10 protein-coding genes are annotated in these 15,748 nt (G+C 65.6%); 2 read left to right on the top strand and 8 right to left on the bottom strand.

Annotation, left to right across the window (positions count from 1 at the left end; genetic code table 11):
- The gene (locus PMI20_RS04195) at positions 1-246 is read right to left on the bottom strand and encodes a DUF2789 domain-containing protein (protein WP_007932069.1); all 246 of its coding nucleotides are present in this window, start codon (positions 244-246) and stop codon (positions 1-3) included.
- Positions 247-383: 137 nt separating this feature from the next.
- A complete protein-coding gene (locus tag PMI20_RS04190; protein ID WP_007932067.1) occupies positions 384-845 on the bottom strand; it encodes an aminoacyl-tRNA deacylase in 462 nt (153 codons plus the stop codon).
- A 223-nt stretch (positions 846-1,068) separates the two neighbouring features.
- Here PMI20_RS04190 and PMI20_RS04185 point away from each other — a divergent pair, with 223 nt between their 5' ends.
- Together PMI20_RS04185 and PMI20_RS04180 are read left to right on the top strand one after the other, a co-directional pair.
- Positions 1,069-2,454, top strand: coding sequence for an NfeD family protein (locus PMI20_RS04185; protein ID WP_007932060.1), 1,386 nt, complete (start codon positions 1,069-1,071; stop codon positions 2,452-2,454).
- Position 2,455: 1 nt separating this feature from the next.
- Positions 2,456-3,214 (top strand): slipin family protein, encoded by a 759-nt coding sequence (locus PMI20_RS04180; RefSeq protein WP_007932057.1) that lies wholly within the window; start codon positions 2,456-2,458, stop codon positions 3,212-3,214.
- Here the strand turns inward: PMI20_RS04180 and PMI20_RS04175 are convergent.
- From PMI20_RS04175 to PMI20_RS04150, 6 genes are read right to left on the bottom strand one after another with little or no spacing between them, the layout of a single operon-like run.
- Positions 3,180-4,184, bottom strand: coding sequence for a sulfotransferase family protein (locus PMI20_RS04175; protein WP_007932056.1), 1,005 nt, complete (start codon positions 4,182-4,184; stop codon positions 3,180-3,182). The genes PMI20_RS04180 and PMI20_RS04175 overlap by 35 nt on opposite strands.
- Positions 4,172-4,963 (bottom strand): aspartyl/asparaginyl beta-hydroxylase domain-containing protein, encoded by a 792-nt coding sequence (locus PMI20_RS04170; RefSeq protein ID WP_007932055.1) that lies wholly within the window; start codon positions 4,961-4,963, stop codon positions 4,172-4,174. Before PMI20_RS04170 ends, PMI20_RS04175 begins: the two co-directional genes overlap by 13 nt.
- Positions 4,960-5,562: an adenylyl-sulfate kinase gene (cysC, locus tag PMI20_RS04165; RefSeq protein ID WP_007932053.1), complete on the bottom strand. Its 603-nt coding sequence runs from the start codon at positions 5,560-5,562 to the stop codon at positions 4,960-4,962. The genes PMI20_RS04170 and cysC overlap by 4 nt, the downstream gene beginning before the upstream one ends.
- Positions 5,546-7,060, bottom strand: coding sequence for a TolC family protein (locus PMI20_RS04160; protein WP_007932052.1), 1,515 nt, complete (start codon positions 7,058-7,060; stop codon positions 5,546-5,548). The genes cysC and PMI20_RS04160 overlap by 17 nt, the downstream gene beginning before the upstream one ends.
- A gap of 43 nt (positions 7,061-7,103) precedes the next feature.
- Positions 7,104-14,702: an Ig-like domain-containing protein gene (locus tag PMI20_RS04155; protein ID WP_284171725.1), complete on the bottom strand. Its 7,599-nt coding sequence runs from the start codon at positions 14,700-14,702 to the stop codon at positions 7,104-7,106.
- Positions 14,703-14,752: 50 nt separating this feature from the next.
- Positions 14,753-15,598, bottom strand: coding sequence for a sulfotransferase family protein (locus tag PMI20_RS04150; RefSeq protein ID WP_037035294.1), 846 nt, complete (start codon positions 15,596-15,598; stop codon positions 14,753-14,755).
- Positions 15,599-15,748 lie beyond the last annotated feature (150 nt).

Raw genomic sequence — 15,748 nt, 5'->3', positions numbered from 1 at the left:
TCAAGCCCCCCGCCCCTTCCTCAACAACACATCCAGCTGATCCACCACTTCCGCCCAGTCGGCGTCGTCAAGGATCTCGTTACGCAGGAAATCCGCCTGGCTGCTGGTCCAGAAGAAGGCATCCGCCAGGTGCAGTTCCGGCTTGAGCGGCGAATGGGTGGCGATGAAACGGTCGATGCCCTCGGGGTCGTCGGGCAGGCCAAGTTGTTTGAACAGAGCGGGCAGGCTGTGGGATGGGGATTCCATGGGGGCTCCTCAACGGGTTGGGTGTTGGTTGAACCACTGCTGCGCAGTCGATCGCGAGCCAGCTCGCTCCTACAGAAAACAAGCATTTTTGTAGGAGCGAGCTTGCTCGCGAAAGGTGGGTACATCCGCCGACGGCGCTAGTAACTGACCTCGCACACCTCGGCATGAGGCACCATTTTCAGGTACTGGTCCATGCTCAGATGCACCAGGTTGTTGTGGTTGCCGGCTTCCAGGTAGATGTCTTTCTGCCGGGTCAGCATCGGATCGATCACCACGTCCAGCCCATAGGATTCGCCCAGGGCCGGTACCGCGCCGCGTTCGCAATCGTTGAACAGATGCGCCAGGGTGCTTTCCCGGGTGATCTGCCATTCGTTGCTGCCGCGCACCTTGCTCAGATCCAGGTGGCGGCTGGCCGGCAGCACGGCCATCAGGTAGTGGCCGTGACTGTCGTCGAGGATCACCGACTTGGCCACGCGCTCGGCGGGAACTCCCGCCACCCGAGCGGTCTCCAGGCTGCTCGACGAATGTGGATGAGCCACCACGTCAAAATCGCAATGCGCCTGTTCCAGGCTGCGTTGCACGGTTCTTGCCATACGCATGATGCACCTCGGTGTCCTGAACGGCTTTGCAGGACTATGGGTTAACGACTGTCACTCCCTTCACAAAGTCTAGGCCGCGCCGCCCTCGCCCACCGACGAACTTCCGAACGGCACGCGGGCGTGAGACTGCTCAGAATTCGCTCAATCCCACGCTCTACTAGACTCAAGGACAAGGCCAGCGAACGGCTGGCAACCGAGGCACATGACTCTCCAGGAGGGTCGGATGAACGAGCGTGGGTGGCGGGCGACACTGAAAGGGCTGCTGCTGGGTGTGCTGATCGGCCTGCCGACCGGGCACGCCCAGGCCGTGAAGCCAGTGGTGGTGCTCACCGTCAACGATGTGATCAGCCCCGCCAGCGCCGACTACGTGGTGCGCGGCCTGGACAAGGCCGCCGACGAGCACGCCCAACTGGTGGTGCTGGGCATCGACACCCCGGGCGGCCTCGACACCTCGATGCGCTCGATCATCAAGGCGATCCTCGCCAGCCCGGTGCCGGTGGCCAGTTTCGTCGCCCCCAGTGGCGCCCGCGCCGCCAGCGCCGGCACCTACATCCTGTATGCCAGCCACATCGCCGCCATGGCCCCGGGCACCAACCTCGGGGCCGCCACCCCGGTGCGGGTCGGCATGCCGGGGCAGCCCGACCCGGGCGGCAACCCGCCCGCCGCGCCACGCTCGGACAAGAACCCGGAACCGGACACCGACACCCTCAGCCACAAACAGATCAACGACGCCGCGGCCTATATCCGTGGCCTGGCGCAATTACGCGGACGCAATGCCGAATGGGCGGAACAGGCCGTGCGCGAGGCCGTCAGCCTGCCGGCCCAGGAAGCCTTGAAGCTGAAGGTGGTCGACTATGTCGCCGATGACCTGAACGGCCTGCTCAGGCAACTCGACGGCAAGTTCCTCATCGCCGCCGGCCAGGCGGTGCAACTGCATACCCTGGGGGCGGCGGTGATCCATCACGACCCGGACTGGCGCACGCAGCTGCTGTCGGTCATCACCCACCCCAGCGTGGCGCTGATCCTGATGATGATCGGCATCTACGGGCTGTTCTTCGAGTTCGTCAACCCGGGCACCGCGGTGCCCGGCGTACTCGGCGGCATCTGCCTGCTGCTCGGTTTGTACGCCTTGCAACTGCTGCCGGTGAACTACGCCGGCGTGGCCCTGATCCTGCTGGGCATCGCCTTCATGGTCGCCGAAGCCTTTCTACCGACCTTCGGCGTCATCGGTTTCGGCGGCATCGTCTCCTTTGTCGTCGGCGCGGTGATCCTGATGGACACCGATGTCCCGGGCTATGGCATTCCCCTGCCGCTCATCGTCGGCCTGGCGGTGGTCAGCGCGCTGCTCCTGGCGACGCTGGCGAGCATGGCGCTGCGCGCGCGACAGCGCCAGCAGGTGGCCGGCGACGCGGGGCTGGTGGGCAGTGTCACGGCGATCACCGCGGTGCAAGCGGGCAACCCTTACAACGGCTGGGTGCTGTTGCAGGGCGAACACTGGCAGGTCCTGAGCGCAACGCCGCTGCAAAACGGACAACAGGTACGGGTGGTGGCGCGCAAGGGGCTGCTTCTGGAAGTGACGACGGCCGAGGCCGCGCCGCGAGGAGGATGAAATGGGTCTGGAATTGGGTTTTGGCGCGCTGCTGGCGCTGCTGTTGGCGCTGGCGGTCTCGACGTTTCGCATCCTGCGCGAATACGAGCGCGGGGTGGTGTTCCAGCTCGGGCGCTTCTGGAGGGTCAAGGGGCCGGGGCTGGTCCTGCTGATTCCGGTCGTCCAGCAGATGGTCCGCGTCGACCTGCGCACCGTGGTACTCGACGTGCCGCCGCAGGATGTGATCACCCGCGACAACGTCTCGGTCAAGGTCAACGCCGTGCTGTATTTCCGCGTGCTGGACTCGCAGAAGGCGATCATCCAGGTCGAGGATTTCCTCATGGCCACCAGCCAACTGGCCCAGACCACCCTGCGCGCGGTGCTGGGCAAGCATGAGCTGGACGAACTGCTGGCCGAGCGCGAACGCCTGAACGCCGATATCCAGCAGGTGCTGGACGCCCAGACCGATGCCTGGGGCATCAAGGTGGCGAACGTCGAGATCAAGCATGTCGACCTCAACGAATCGATGATCCGCGCCATCGCCAAGCAGGCCGAAGCCGAGCGGGAACGCCGGGCCAAGGTGATCCACGCCGAAGGCGAATTGCAGGCCTCGGAAAAACTCATGCAGGCCGCCGAAATGCTTGGCCGCCAGCCCGGCGCCATGCAACTGCGCTACATGCAGACCCTGGGCGCGATCGCCGGCGACAAGAGCTCGACCATCGTTTTCCCGCTGCCCATCGAATTCCTCAAGGGCATGGCGGACTTGTCGCCGAAGAGCTGAGACGCGTTTGCGGGACTGCGCTGGCCGCCCTGCTGCGCCACTGTTCCAGCGCCGCGTAAGGCGCCTGCGCCCATTGCTCCAGCTGCTCCCGCAGCCGCGCTGAAGCCTGTTGCTGCTTACCCTGGCGATCATCGACAAAGGCCTGCGCCGGCTGCTTGGCATGCTGGCCGATACGGGCGAAGGCCGCCCTGCGTTGCTCGGCGCCCAGGCCGAGAAAATCGCCCAGGTGGCCGTCCATGGCGGCGGGCAGTTCGCTGTAGTTCAGTGCCAGGCCATGGTGTTCGCGGCAGTGTTCCAGCCCCAGCTGCAACAAGCGCCCCAGACGCCGGGCGACCCAGCTTTCCCGGTCCTGGAAAGGCTCGCCGTCGTCCAGCGCGCTGGGCCCGATCAGGCCCGGCGTCATGTGCATGCCGGCCCGGCGCAGATGCGACACGGCGATTTCCAGCGGGTCGCGATACACAAACAGCCACGGCGTATCGGCGAAGCACTGGCGCAACAACGGCAGCTCGCCGATGTTCCAGGCATCGAGCTTGATCACCAGCCGCTGCTCAGTACCACGACGTACCTGCCCATAGGCCGACAGCAGGCCCACAAGCGCGGCAGCCCGCTCCTGTGGCGCGAGCGAGCCGCGCAGCAGGGCATCCAGCGGCGGCGGTTCGGACACCACGATATGGTCGTCCAGGCAGGCCAGCATCTGGCTGAGCAGGGTCGAGCCGCAGCGCGAGGCATGAAAGATAAAGGCGCTGGGAGCCAGGCCCGGGCTGCGTTGGCGCCATTCGGTCAGGGCAGACAAAGGCGTCTGGCGGCGGAACGCCTGATTGAACGGCAGGCGCAGGGCCTCTTCGACCGCCTCGCGGAAAAACGGCTGCGACAGCGGCCTGTCGCCGAACCAGCACCAGTCGACCCGCCACTCGTCACCCGGCTGCCAGAGGCGGATCGGCAACCAGCCGCGCAGGTTCAGGCCATCCATTGTTCATTCCACAGACGCCGCCCCTGGCGCATGGCCGAACGCAGGTCTTCACGGGTGAACGCCAGGCCACGCTCGGCCGCCAGGGCCAGGGTGCGCTCGATAAAGGCTTCGCTGTCGGTCGGCGCCTGCAAGGCCTGGCACAGCGTGGTGTCCTCTTCAAGCAGCCGGCAAAACCGCGCGAAGTCCAGGGCCGCGCGGCCCAGGCCAGGCGCCGGGGTGGTCGGCAGGCCCTCGGTAATCGCCTGCTCCAGCCAAGGGTCGGGGCGACAGTCGAGTACCAGATGAATACGTGCCTGAGTGTCGTAGTTATCCACCCGATGCGGGCGCGACAGGTCGAGAAACCAGCACTCTCCCGCCAGCATCGGCATGCGCTGCCCGTCGAGCAGGAAATCCACCCGCGGCGGGCTGAGCAGGGGGATATGCAGGCGCAGGTCGGCGTCCGGGCCGCACAGGTCGTAGTCGCGGTGTTCATGAATGCGCGCCCCCGGCCCCAACCGCAGCAGGCGCGCCGAGACGATCCGCAACGGCAGGTGCCGCAATGCCTGTTGCCAGTCCGGGTCCTGCCGCCAGGGCTCGCGCTGCACCGGCAGGCCCTTGCCCGGCGCCAGCTCGGAGGGCGCGTCAAGCGCCGAGATCAAGGCCACGCCGCTCCAGTCGCCTTCGTAATAACCGCCGTTGAAGTGGCCCTGCCAGGCGCTCGCGTCGATTCGCGCCAGGGCGCGCAACAGCCGCGGCAGGTCCACGCTGACGGGCAGACGGGCGAACGCCGGACGGCTCATGAGGCCGGCAGCACCTGGCGCTCGACCAGCCAGCCGAGCAATTGCCCCAGGCAGTCTTCGACCGATTGAGCGCCGGTATCCAGTTCCAGCGCCGCCCGTGGCGGCTCGTAGGGTGCCGAGATACCGGTGAACCCCGGCAACTCGCCGCTGCGGGCGCGGGCGTAATGGCCCTTGGGATCGCGCTGCTCGCAGACCGCCAGCGAGGCGCTGCACCAGACTTCCAGGTAGTCCTCGCCCAGGCGCCGGGCGAACAGCTCACGCTGCTCGATCAGCGGGGCGATCATCGCCAGGATCACGATCTGCCCGTTGTCCACCAGCAGGGCTGCCAGCTCGCTGGCGCGGCGGATATTTTCCCGGCGGTCGGCCTCGGCGAACCCCAGGTCGCGGTTCAGGCCGCCGCGCAAGGCATCGCCGTCCAGCACCAGGCTCTGCCGACCGTGATGGAACAGCCCGGCCTGCAGCGCCTGGGCCAGGGTCGACTTGCCCGCCGCCGGCAGGCCGGTCAACAGGATTGCCACACCGCGATGGCCGTTGCGCGCCTCGCGCTGGGCCCGGCTGACGCTGGCCTGGGGGGCCTGCAGGTTATTGTCTTTGGGCATGGGCCACCGGCGTGCTGATGTTGCCCGCCGCCCAGTCGGCCTCACGGCTGGCCAGCGCCGTGGCGATGGACTGCACCTGGGTCGATTGCACCTCGTCGGGCAGCGGGTCGAGGCCGGCGCTGGCGAAGATCTGCCCGTAGGCGTTGCGCAGGTCGGCATAGGCCAGGTCGCGCCGCAGGTCCGCCTGCAAGGTGTTCAGCTCGCCCTGGATCAGGTCCAGTTCGCCGATGCCGTTGGCCTGGTAGCGGTTGCGCAACTGGCCGACGATCTGCCCGTCGATATCCGCCAGCTCCTGGCTGGTCTTGAACTGGCGCAAGGCGTCGCGGTAGTTGGCGTTGGCCACGTAGACCTGGGCCAGCACGGCAATCGACATGGCCTGGCGACGGGCCGCGGCGACGTCTTCACCGGCCTTGGCGGTGTCGATGGCCGCCGGCGCGGAGAGCACATTGAACAGGTTCCAGGTGACCTTCACCCCATAGTCGGCCCACTTGTCGTTGACCAGGAACGAGTTGCTGTCGTAATGCCCGCCGGCGGAGAACTCCAGGCCCGGCAGCAGGCGCAGCATGGCCTTGCGGGTCTCCGCGGCGCTGATGCGGCTCTGGTAATCCTGCTCGCGCAGTTCCGGGCGGCTGGTCAGGGCCTCGTGCTCGAGGCGGGCCATATCGACCTTGAGTTCCGGCACCGGGTAATCGTCGCTGGTCGCCAGGGTCAGGTGGGTGGTCATCGGCAGGTTGATCAGGGTCGCCAGCTCGGTCTTGGCCAGGGACAACGCCCGGCGCTGCTCCTCCAGCTGGCGCGTGGCCTCGATCAGCGAGCGCTGGTAGGCCAGGGCCTGCACCGGGTCGCCGATGCGTTGCTGGCTCATGCTCTGGCTGTTGCTGCGGGCCTGCTCGACCCGACCCATGAGGCTGTCGATCTGCTTGAGCAGGCGTTCGGCCGCCACCGCCCGCCAATAGGCCGAGCGCACGTCCTGGACGATGGTGTTGATCACCTTGCGCCGACGCTCCTGGACGATCAGTCGCTGGTCGCCCTGCTGCTTGGCGTTGATGTAGCTGACGCCGAAGTCCAGGACGTTCCAGACCATGGTCAGGTCGGCCACCCTGCGGTCCCGGTCCTGGGAGGTCGAAGGTTCCAGGGACTGGGTGCCGGTCTCCACGCTCTGGCTGCTGGAGGCGCTGACGTTGTTGCGCCCCACATAGCCGGCGGAGAGGGCCATGCGCGGCAGCATGTCGAAACTGGCGAGGTCCAGCTGGCGCTTGGCCAGGGCCTCTTCCATGATTTTCAAGCGGCCTTCGAGGTTGTACTTCACCGCCCGGGCCATGGCCTGGTGCAGGGTCAGCGGGCCGCTCAGCGGTTCCTGGTCCTTGTACATGCTCTGCAGGTCGCTCCTGGCGCGCTGCTCACTGACACTGCGTTCGATCGGTTTACTGCTGACGGCACAACCGCTGACCATCAGCGCCAACAAGCTGACCCCGAACAACTTCTGACTTTTATTCATCCTTGTCTCGCCCCTGGGTGCCGCATCGTATTTATGTAGTGTTTCAGGCCTGCATTGCGCTGATGCCGGCCTGTTCGAACGCCTTGGCCAGATCGCGGATCGGCCGTTGTTCTGTGTCTTGCATCACTTGCAATTGCTGGGTCAGCGACGGTGCCCCGAACACCCCGCGCCCGCCCTGGGAAAGATCGCCGGCCTTGGGCTTGTCGCCGAAAGACTTCAGCGAACCGCCATCCTCGGCGGAGTCCTGGTTGAACAGCAGCGACAGCGTGCTTTGGCTGAACACCCCGCCATCGCCGCCACCGAAGCCGAGGAAGCCATGGCCATTGCCATCGCCCCCGGCATCGCTGCTGCCGAACACCTGGGCAATGAAGCTCGGCGCCAGGGCCCCGCGATTGATGAAAATATCCCCCAGCGGCCGGATGCCATCGCCCAGCACCCGCTGCTCGAACAACGGCTCGAAGGCCAGTGGCGAGCCCAGGTCGCCAACGGGTGGCGTGGTGACCGTGGGTTGCAGCGGCACATAAGGCGGCAGCGGCGGAACCACCGGGTCGCTCGAACGGAATTCCGGATCGCCCACCGGCAACTGCGTGGGTGGGTTGGCCGCCGGCACGGTGTTGATCGCGTAGTTGTTGGAGTCGGTGCTGCCAGTGCCGGTATTGCCGAAGGAGTCGCTCACCCCGCTGTTGTTCAGGGTGATCAGGTTGCTGGTGTCGCTGATATTGGCGGTTGGCGTCAGGGTCGCGGTCCAGGTCCGGCCGCCGTCGCTGCTGCCCAGGGCGCTCAGGGTGCCGTTGGCCACCGTCAGGTCCGAGTTGGTGAAGCCGCTCACCGCTTCGCTGAAGGTGATGGTCACGCTGCTGGTCTGGCCCACGCCGAGGCTGCTGTTGGCGACCACGATGGTCGCGGTCGGCCGCTGGGTATCGATCAGGTAATTGTTCGAATCCGTGCTGCCCAGCCCGGTATTGCCCGAGGCGTCGCTGACCCCGCTGTTGTTCAGGGTGATCAGGTTGCTCGTATCGCTGAGGTTGGTGTTCGGGGTGAAGGTCGCGGTCCAGGTGATGCCGCCATCGCTGCTGCTCAGCATGCTCAAGGTACCGTTGGCCACCGTCAGGTTGCTGTTGTCGAAGCCGCTCACCGCCTTGCTGAAGGTGATGGTCACCAGGGACGTGTCGCCCACGGCCAGCATCGGGTTGGCGACCACCACGGTAGCGGTGGGGCGCACGGTGTCGATGACGTAGTTGGCCGAGTCGGTGGTGCCGCTGCCGGTGTTGCCGACGGCGTCTATCACTCCGGCATTGTTCAGGGTGATCTGATTGCTGCTGTCACTGATGTTGATGGCCGGGGTAAAGGTGGCGGTCCAGGTCACCCCGCCATCGCTGCTGCTCAGGGCCCCCAGGGTACCGTTGGCCACTGTCAGGTCCGAGTTGGTGAAGCCGCTGATCGCCTCGCTGAAGGTGATGGTGACCGTGGTGGTTTCACCCGCTTTCAGGGCCGTGTCGGCTAGCACGATGGTGGCGGTCGGCCGCCCGGTGTCGATGATGAAATTGTTCGAGTCGGTGCTGCCGCTGCCGGCGTTGCCCGCCGCGTCACTGACCCCGCTGTTGTTGAGGCTGATCAGGTTGGTCGCATCGCTGACGTTGACGTTCGGGGTGAAGGTCGCGGTCCAGGTGATGCCGCCGTCGCTGCTGCTGACCGCGCTCAGGGTGCCGTTGCTCACCGTCAGGTCACTGTTGTCGAAACCGCTGACCGCCTCGCTGAAGGTGATGGTCACCAGGCTGGTTTCGCCAATCGGCAGGATCGGGTTGGCCACCACTATGGTCGCCGTTGGGCGAGCCGTGTCGATGACATAGTTGTTCGAATCGGTGGTGCCGCTGCCCGTATTACCCGAGACATTGATCACGCCACTGTTGTTCAGGGTGATGACGTTGCTGGTATCGCCGACACCCACAGTCGGCGTGAAGGTAGCAGTCCAGGTGACCCCGCCATCGCTGCTGCTCACCGCGCTCAAAGTGCCGTTGGCCACCGTCAGGTCGCTGTTGTCGAAACCACTGACCGCCTCACTGAAGGTGATGGTCACCAGCGAGGTTTCGCCAGCCTTCAGGGCCGTGTCGGCGATCACGAGGGTGGCCGTCGGCACTACGGTTTCGATGCTGTAGTTGGCTGAGCTGGTGGTCCCGCTACCGCTGTTGCCGGCCACGTCGGTGAAACCGGTGTTGTTCAGGGTGATCAGGTTGCTCAGGTCGGTGATGCCCGCCGTCGGGGTGAAGGTGGCGGTCCAGGTGATACCGCCGTTGCTGCTGCTCACTGCGCTCAGGGTACCGTTGGCCACTGTCAGGTCGCTGTTGTCGAAACCGCTCACTGCTTCACTGAAGGTGATGGTCACCAGCGAGGTTTCGCCGGCCTTGAGGGTCGAGTCGGAGAGGACGATGGTGGCGGTCGGACGCAGGCTGTCGATGGCGTAGTTGTTGGAGTCGGTGGTGCCGCTGCCGGCGTTGCCCGCTCCATCCGTAATACCGGTGTTATCCAGGGTAATCAGGTTGCTGCTGTCGCTGATACTGGCAGTCGGGGTGAGGGTCGCCGTGTAGGTGATGTTGTCGCTGGTGCTCAAGCCGCTCAACGTACCGTTGGCCACGGTCAGGTCAGCCAGGGTGAAGCCGGTCACCGCCTCGCTGAAGGTGATGGTCACGGTACTGGTCTGGCCCACGCCCAGGGCGCTGTCGGCGACCACTATGGTCGCCGTCGGGCGCACGGTGTCGATCGCATAGTTGTTGGAATCGGTGGTGCCGCTGCCGGCGTTGCCCGAGGCGTTGGTCACCCCGCTGTTATCCAGGGTGATGACGTTGCTGGTGTCAGTGATGCTCGACGTCGGGGTGAAGGTGGCAGTCCAGGTGATGCCACCGTCGCTGCTGCTCACCGCGCTCAAAGTGCCGTTGGCGACGGTCAGGTCGGCGTTGCTGAAGCCGCTCACTGCCTCGCTGAAGGTGATGGTCACCAGCGAGGTTTCACCGATCTTCAGGTTGTTATCTGCCACCACGATGGTCGCGGTCGGCAGGACGGTGTCGATGCTGTAGTTGTTGGAGTTGGTGGTGCCGCTACCGCTGTTGCCGGCCAGGTCGCTGACCCCGGTGTTGTTCAGGGTGATCAGGTTGCTGGCATCGGCGATGCCGACGGTCGGGGTGAAGGTCGCGGTCCAGGTGATACCGCCATCGCTGCTGCTCACGGCCGTCAGGGTGCCGTTGGCGATGCTCAAGTCGGCGTTGGTGAAGCCGGTCACCGCCTCGCTGAAGGTAATGGTCACCAACGAGGTTTCACCGGCGCTGAGAGTACTGTCGGCGACCACGATGGTCGCGGTCGGGCGCACTGTATCGATGGCGTAGTTATTGGAATCGGTGGTGCCGCTGCCGGCGTTGCCGGCCAGGTCGGCGATACCGGTGTTATCCAGGGTGATCAGGTTGCTGGTGTCGCTGATGCTGGCGCTCGGAGTGAAGGTCGCGGTCCAGGTGATGCCGCCATCGCTACTGCTCACCGCGCTCAAAGTGCCGTTGGCAATGCTCAGGTCGGCGTTGGTGAAGCCGCTGACCGCTTCGCTGAAGGTGATGGTCACCAACGAAGTTTCACCGATTCTCAGTGCGGTATCGGCGACCACGATGGTCGCGGTCGGGCGCACCGTGTCGATCGCGTAGTTGTTGGAGTCGGTGGTGCCGCTGCCAGCGTTGCCGGAGGCGTTGGTGACGCCGGTGTTGTCCAGGGTGATCAGGTTGGTGGCATCGGTGATGCTGGTGCTCGGAGTGAAGGTGGCGGTCCAGGTGATGCCGCCATCGCTGCTACTCACCGCGCTCAGGGTGCCGTTGGCGACGGTCAGGTCGGCGTTGGTGAAGCCGGTCACCGCCTCGCTGAAGGTGATGGTCACCAGCGAGGTTTCACCGATCTTCAGGGCGTTGTCCGCCACCACTATGGTCGCGGTCGGCAGGACGGTGTCGATGCTGTAGTTGTTGGAGTTGGTGGTGCCGCTGCCGCTGTTGCCGGCCAGGTCGGCAATGCCGGTGTTGTTCAGGGTGATCAGGTTGCTGGCATCGTTGATACCAACGGTCGGGGTGAAGGTGGCGGTCCAGGTGATGCCCCCGTCGCTGCTGCTCACCGCGCTCAAAGTGCCGTTGGCGATGCTCAGGTCGGCGTTGGTAAAACCGCTGACTGCTTCGCTGAAGGTGATGGTCACCAACGAGGTTTCACCGGCGCTGAGAGCACTGTCGGCGACCACGATGGTCGCGGTCGGCCGCACCGTGTCGATCGCATAGTTGTTGGAATCGGTGGTGCCGCTGCCGGCGTTGCCGGCCAGGTCGGCGATGCCGGTGTTATCCAGGGTGATCAGGTTGCTGGTGTCGCTGATGCTGGCGCTCGGAGTGAAGGTCGCGGTCCAGGTGATGCCGCCATCGCTACTGCTCACCGCGCTCAAAGTGCCGTTGGCAATGCTCAGGTCGGCGTTGGTGAAGCCGCTGACCGCTTCGCTGAAGGTGATGGTCACCAACGAAGTTTCACCGATTCTCAGTGCGGTATCGGCGACCACGATGGTCGCGGTCGGGCGCACCGTGTCGATCGCGTAGTTGTTGGAGTCGGTGGTGCCGCTGCCAGCGTTGCCGGAGGCGTTGGTGACGCCGGTGTTGTCCAGGGTGATCAGGTTGGTGGCATCGGTGATGCTGGTGCTCGGAGTGAAGGTGGCGGTCCAGGTGATGCCGCCATCGCTGCTACTCACCGCGCTCAGGGTGCCGTTGGCGACGGTCAGGTCGGCGTTGGTGAAGCCGGTCACCGCCTCGCTGAAGGTGATGGTCACCAGCGAGGTTTCACCGATCTTCAGGGCGTTGTCCGCCACCACTATGGTCGCGGTCGGCAGGACGGTGTCGATGCTGTAGTTGTTGGAGTTGGTGGTGCCGCTGCCGCTGTTGCCGGCCAGGTCGGCAATGCCGGTGTTGTTCAGGGTGATCAGGTTGCTGGCATCGTTGATACCAACGGTCGGGGTGAAGGTGGCGGTCCAGGTGATGCCCCCGTCGCTGCTGCTCACCGCGCTCAAAGTGCCGTTGGCAATACTCAGGTCGGCATTGGTGAAGCCGCTCACCGCTTCGCTGAAGGTGATGGTCACCAGGGAAGTTTCGCCCGCCGTGAGGGTGCTGTCGGCGACCACGATGGTCGCGGTCGGGCGCACCGTATCGATCGCATAGTTGTTGGAATCGGTGGTGCCGCTGCCGGCGTTGCCGGCCAGGTCGGCGATGCCGGTGTTGTCCAGGGTGATCAGGTTGGTCGTATCGGTGATGCTGGCGCTTGGGGTAAAAGTGCCGGTCCAGGTGATGCCGCCGTCGCTGCTGCTCACCGCGCTCAGGGTGCCGTTGGCGATGCTCAGGTCGGCGTTGGTGAAGCCGCTGACCGCCTCGCTGAAGGTGATGGTCACCAGCGAGGTTTCGCCGACCCTCAAGGCGTTGTCCGCGACCACTATGGTCGCGGTCGGCCGTACGGTATCGATCGCATAGTTATTGGAGTCGGTGGTGCCGACCCCGGCGGTGCCCAGGCCATTGATGACCCCGGTGTTATCCAGGGTGATGACGTTGCTGGTATCGGTGATGCTCGAAGTCGGGGTGAAGGTGGCGGTCCAGGTAATGCCGCCGTCGCTGCTGCTCACCGCGGTCAGGGTGCCGTTGGCGATGGTCAGGTCGGCGTTGGTGAAGCCGGTCACCGCCTCGCTGAAGGTGATGGTCACCAGTGAGGTCTCGCCGATTTTCAGCGCGGTGTCCGCGACCACTATGGTCGCGGTGGGCGGTGGTGCATAGGCGGTATTGAGGATGCCGCCGTCGTTGTAGATGGTCGCCACCGACGTCGGCGAAGTACCGGTGCTGCCACCGCCCAGCGCTACGCCACCGGCGCCACTGGCCGCCGCGTTGCCGCTCAGGGCGGCGAAGTTGGCGGCGGTGATCAGGAAGGTGCCCTTGTTCCAGACCGCGCCGACGCCGCGGCCGCCAATCCCGCCATTGCTGGCGTTGCTGCCTTGGCCGCCACCACCGCCACCGCCGCCGCCCGCGCCGATGTTGTTGCTGATGGTCGAGGTGCCGATCACCGTGAGGGTGCCGCTGGAGGCGTTGTAGATCCCGCCGGCGGCATTGCCGCCCGCGCCGCCGACCTTGTCCCAACCCGCGCCGCCGCCACCGCCGCCGATGGAAATCGTACCGTTGGTGGCCGAGGCGCCGTTGCCGCCGTTGCTGTAATAAGACACGCCCAAGCCGCCGGCGCCGCCGGTGCTGGTACCGCCGCGACCGCCCATGTGGGTGGCGTCGTAGCCGCCGCCATAACCGCCCACGCCACCGCTGCCAGCCTGGCCGCCCAGTGTGCCGGTGCCGGGGCCGGCGGAACCGCCGTGGCCGCCGCCCTGGCCGCCCAGCCCGCCGCCGCCGCCACCGCCACCGCCGTAGAACGCGCCGGTGACACCGCCCCCGCCACCGCCACCCGAGGCCGCGTTGGAGGTCACGGTGACGTTGTTGAGGGTGAGGTTGCCGGCGTTGAAAATCCCCCCGGCCATGGCGCCGGTCGCGCCATACCCGCCATTGCCGCCGTTGCCCGAGACCAGGCCCCGGGTGATCACCAGGCCATCGAGGGTCACGGTACTGCCCGCGGTCACTTCGATGACGCGAGTGCGGTACTGGCCGTCGAGGATCACGTCCGCCGCGCCGTCGTTGTTCAGGTCGCCGTCGATGGTCACGTTCTTGTTGACCAGCAGTTCGGAGGTCAGCTGCACCGTCATGCCGCTGCTGAAGGTGACGATGTCGCCGTTCTGCGCCGACGCCAGCGCCGCCCGCAACGAACCCACGCCGGTGTTGGCGTTGTTGGTGGCGGTCCAGGTCGCCAGCCCCCACTGATAATCCTGCATGGCCTGGGTGGACAGCACGTTGGCGCTTTCGATGGTACCGGTGGCGATCTCCAGTTCCCAGTCGCCCCCCAGGCCGGTGCGGTCGCTGGAGGCGGCCACGTCGCGACCGGTGAGTTGCGCCAGCGAGTCGACGAAACTCAGGCCGCGTTCACCCTCGGCGGTGTAGCAGCCGTAGATCAGGATATCGCCGCCGGCGTTCATGTCCTGGCCGATGTCCGCCAGCACCGCGCTGCGCGCCTGGACGTTGTCAGCCGAGAGGTAGCTGTTGCCCAGCCACAGGTCGCCGGCATTGCCGTGGGCGATGATCTGCACCGAACTGACGCCCTGGTGCTGGTCCAGGTAATCGGCGATCTGCTGCAGGCCATCCTGGCTCACCCCCAGTTGCACCACCTGGGTGCCGGGCGCCAGGCCCTGGAGCAGACTGTCGGCGTCCTTGACCCGCGAGTCGACGAACACCACCGTCAGCCCCGGTACCGCGGTCGGGGTCGCAGCAGGCGCGGCATCGGCCTGGCCATGGGTGTCCTGGCTGACGCTCGGCTGATCGGCGGCGGTCGGCGTCTTGGCCACGTCCGTGGTGGTGTGGCTGTCCGGCTGGGCGACATCGGCCACCGTCGCCGCCACCGCACCGTCGAACAGCATGCGCGGCTCCAGCGGCATGATCATCGGAGAGGCCAGGGCATTCGCCCGCCCGGTGGCCCGCTGATTGACCCGCGACTTGCCTTTGCTCCACCACATGATGCTCACCCGGACTCGAACGTGCTGAAAGGTGCAAATGAAAACCGCGGTCAACGGACCGCGGCGTCGGATTTCATGCGAATGACATTGGCGGCGCTGGATGCCCCGTCTTTCCAGAAGGACAGCTCCGCATACTTCTCGAACAGGTCCGGCGGCAGGATGGTGCGCCGCGACTGCAGCGCCACCCGCGCCTTGACCTTGTGCAGGCCCGCGACCCCCAGCGCCTGGTCAAACTCGGGCGCGTCGTAGGCCAGGCTGTCGAAATCGTGTTCGAACCAGGGTTCGTCGATAAAGTCGTAGATCAGCCGCATCACCCGCCCCGGGGCCTGGCTCAGCAGGTCGTAGTCGACGATCAGCAGCGAATCGGCGTTTTCGCCGTAATAGGCTTCTTTCAAGGCGGTCCAGGCATACCCCACCAGCCGGTTGTGCTGGGCCAGGGTTTCGCAGCGGCTGTAGACCGAGTTGCGCTCGACCGCATCGCCGAACAGCTTGGTGTTTTCGAAAGGGTTGGCCCGGTACAGCCGTTCCAGGCTGTCCATGACCCAGGCGACATTGCGCACACAGGCGATGGTCTTGGCCTTGGGAAACAGGTCCTTCAAGGCCGGCAGGCGCGCGCACCATTGGCGATTGGTGTCGAAGACAACAGGTTTATCGGCCTTGTCGGCGTAGTAGGAGTCGAACAGCCCGCGCAGCAGGCGGCGGCGCATGTCGATGTCGATGACCGCGCCGAATTCGCTGCCGGCGCTGCATTGTTCGAGGATGCCGCTGAACAGCGCACCCACCGGGCTGGTCATGCCGGCGTGAAAGCGCGGGTTCTGCAGCAGGATGGCCGACAGCAGGGTCGACCCTGAGCGCGGTAAACCGGAAATAAAATGGAACTGCGGCAATCCCTTCACCCTAGCTATAAGTCCATTTGTAGGGAAAAGCGTAGTGCAAGGTCAGAAAACCAACTAGTGGTGCTTTGATATCAATTCGAAGCAAAAACCATAAAAAACGTGTGTTTTAAAAACACTCGCCGCTCTGGGACTGGACGTGAACCGATTAAG

It is taken from the genome of Pseudomonas sp. GM17, assembly GCF_000282175.2.
GTDB lineage: Bacteria > Pseudomonadota > Gammaproteobacteria > Pseudomonadales > Pseudomonadaceae > Aquipseudomonas > Aquipseudomonas chlororaphis.
The sequence above is the reverse complement of the archived record's forward strand: the minus strand, read 5'-3'. Positions and strand labels throughout refer to the sequence as shown.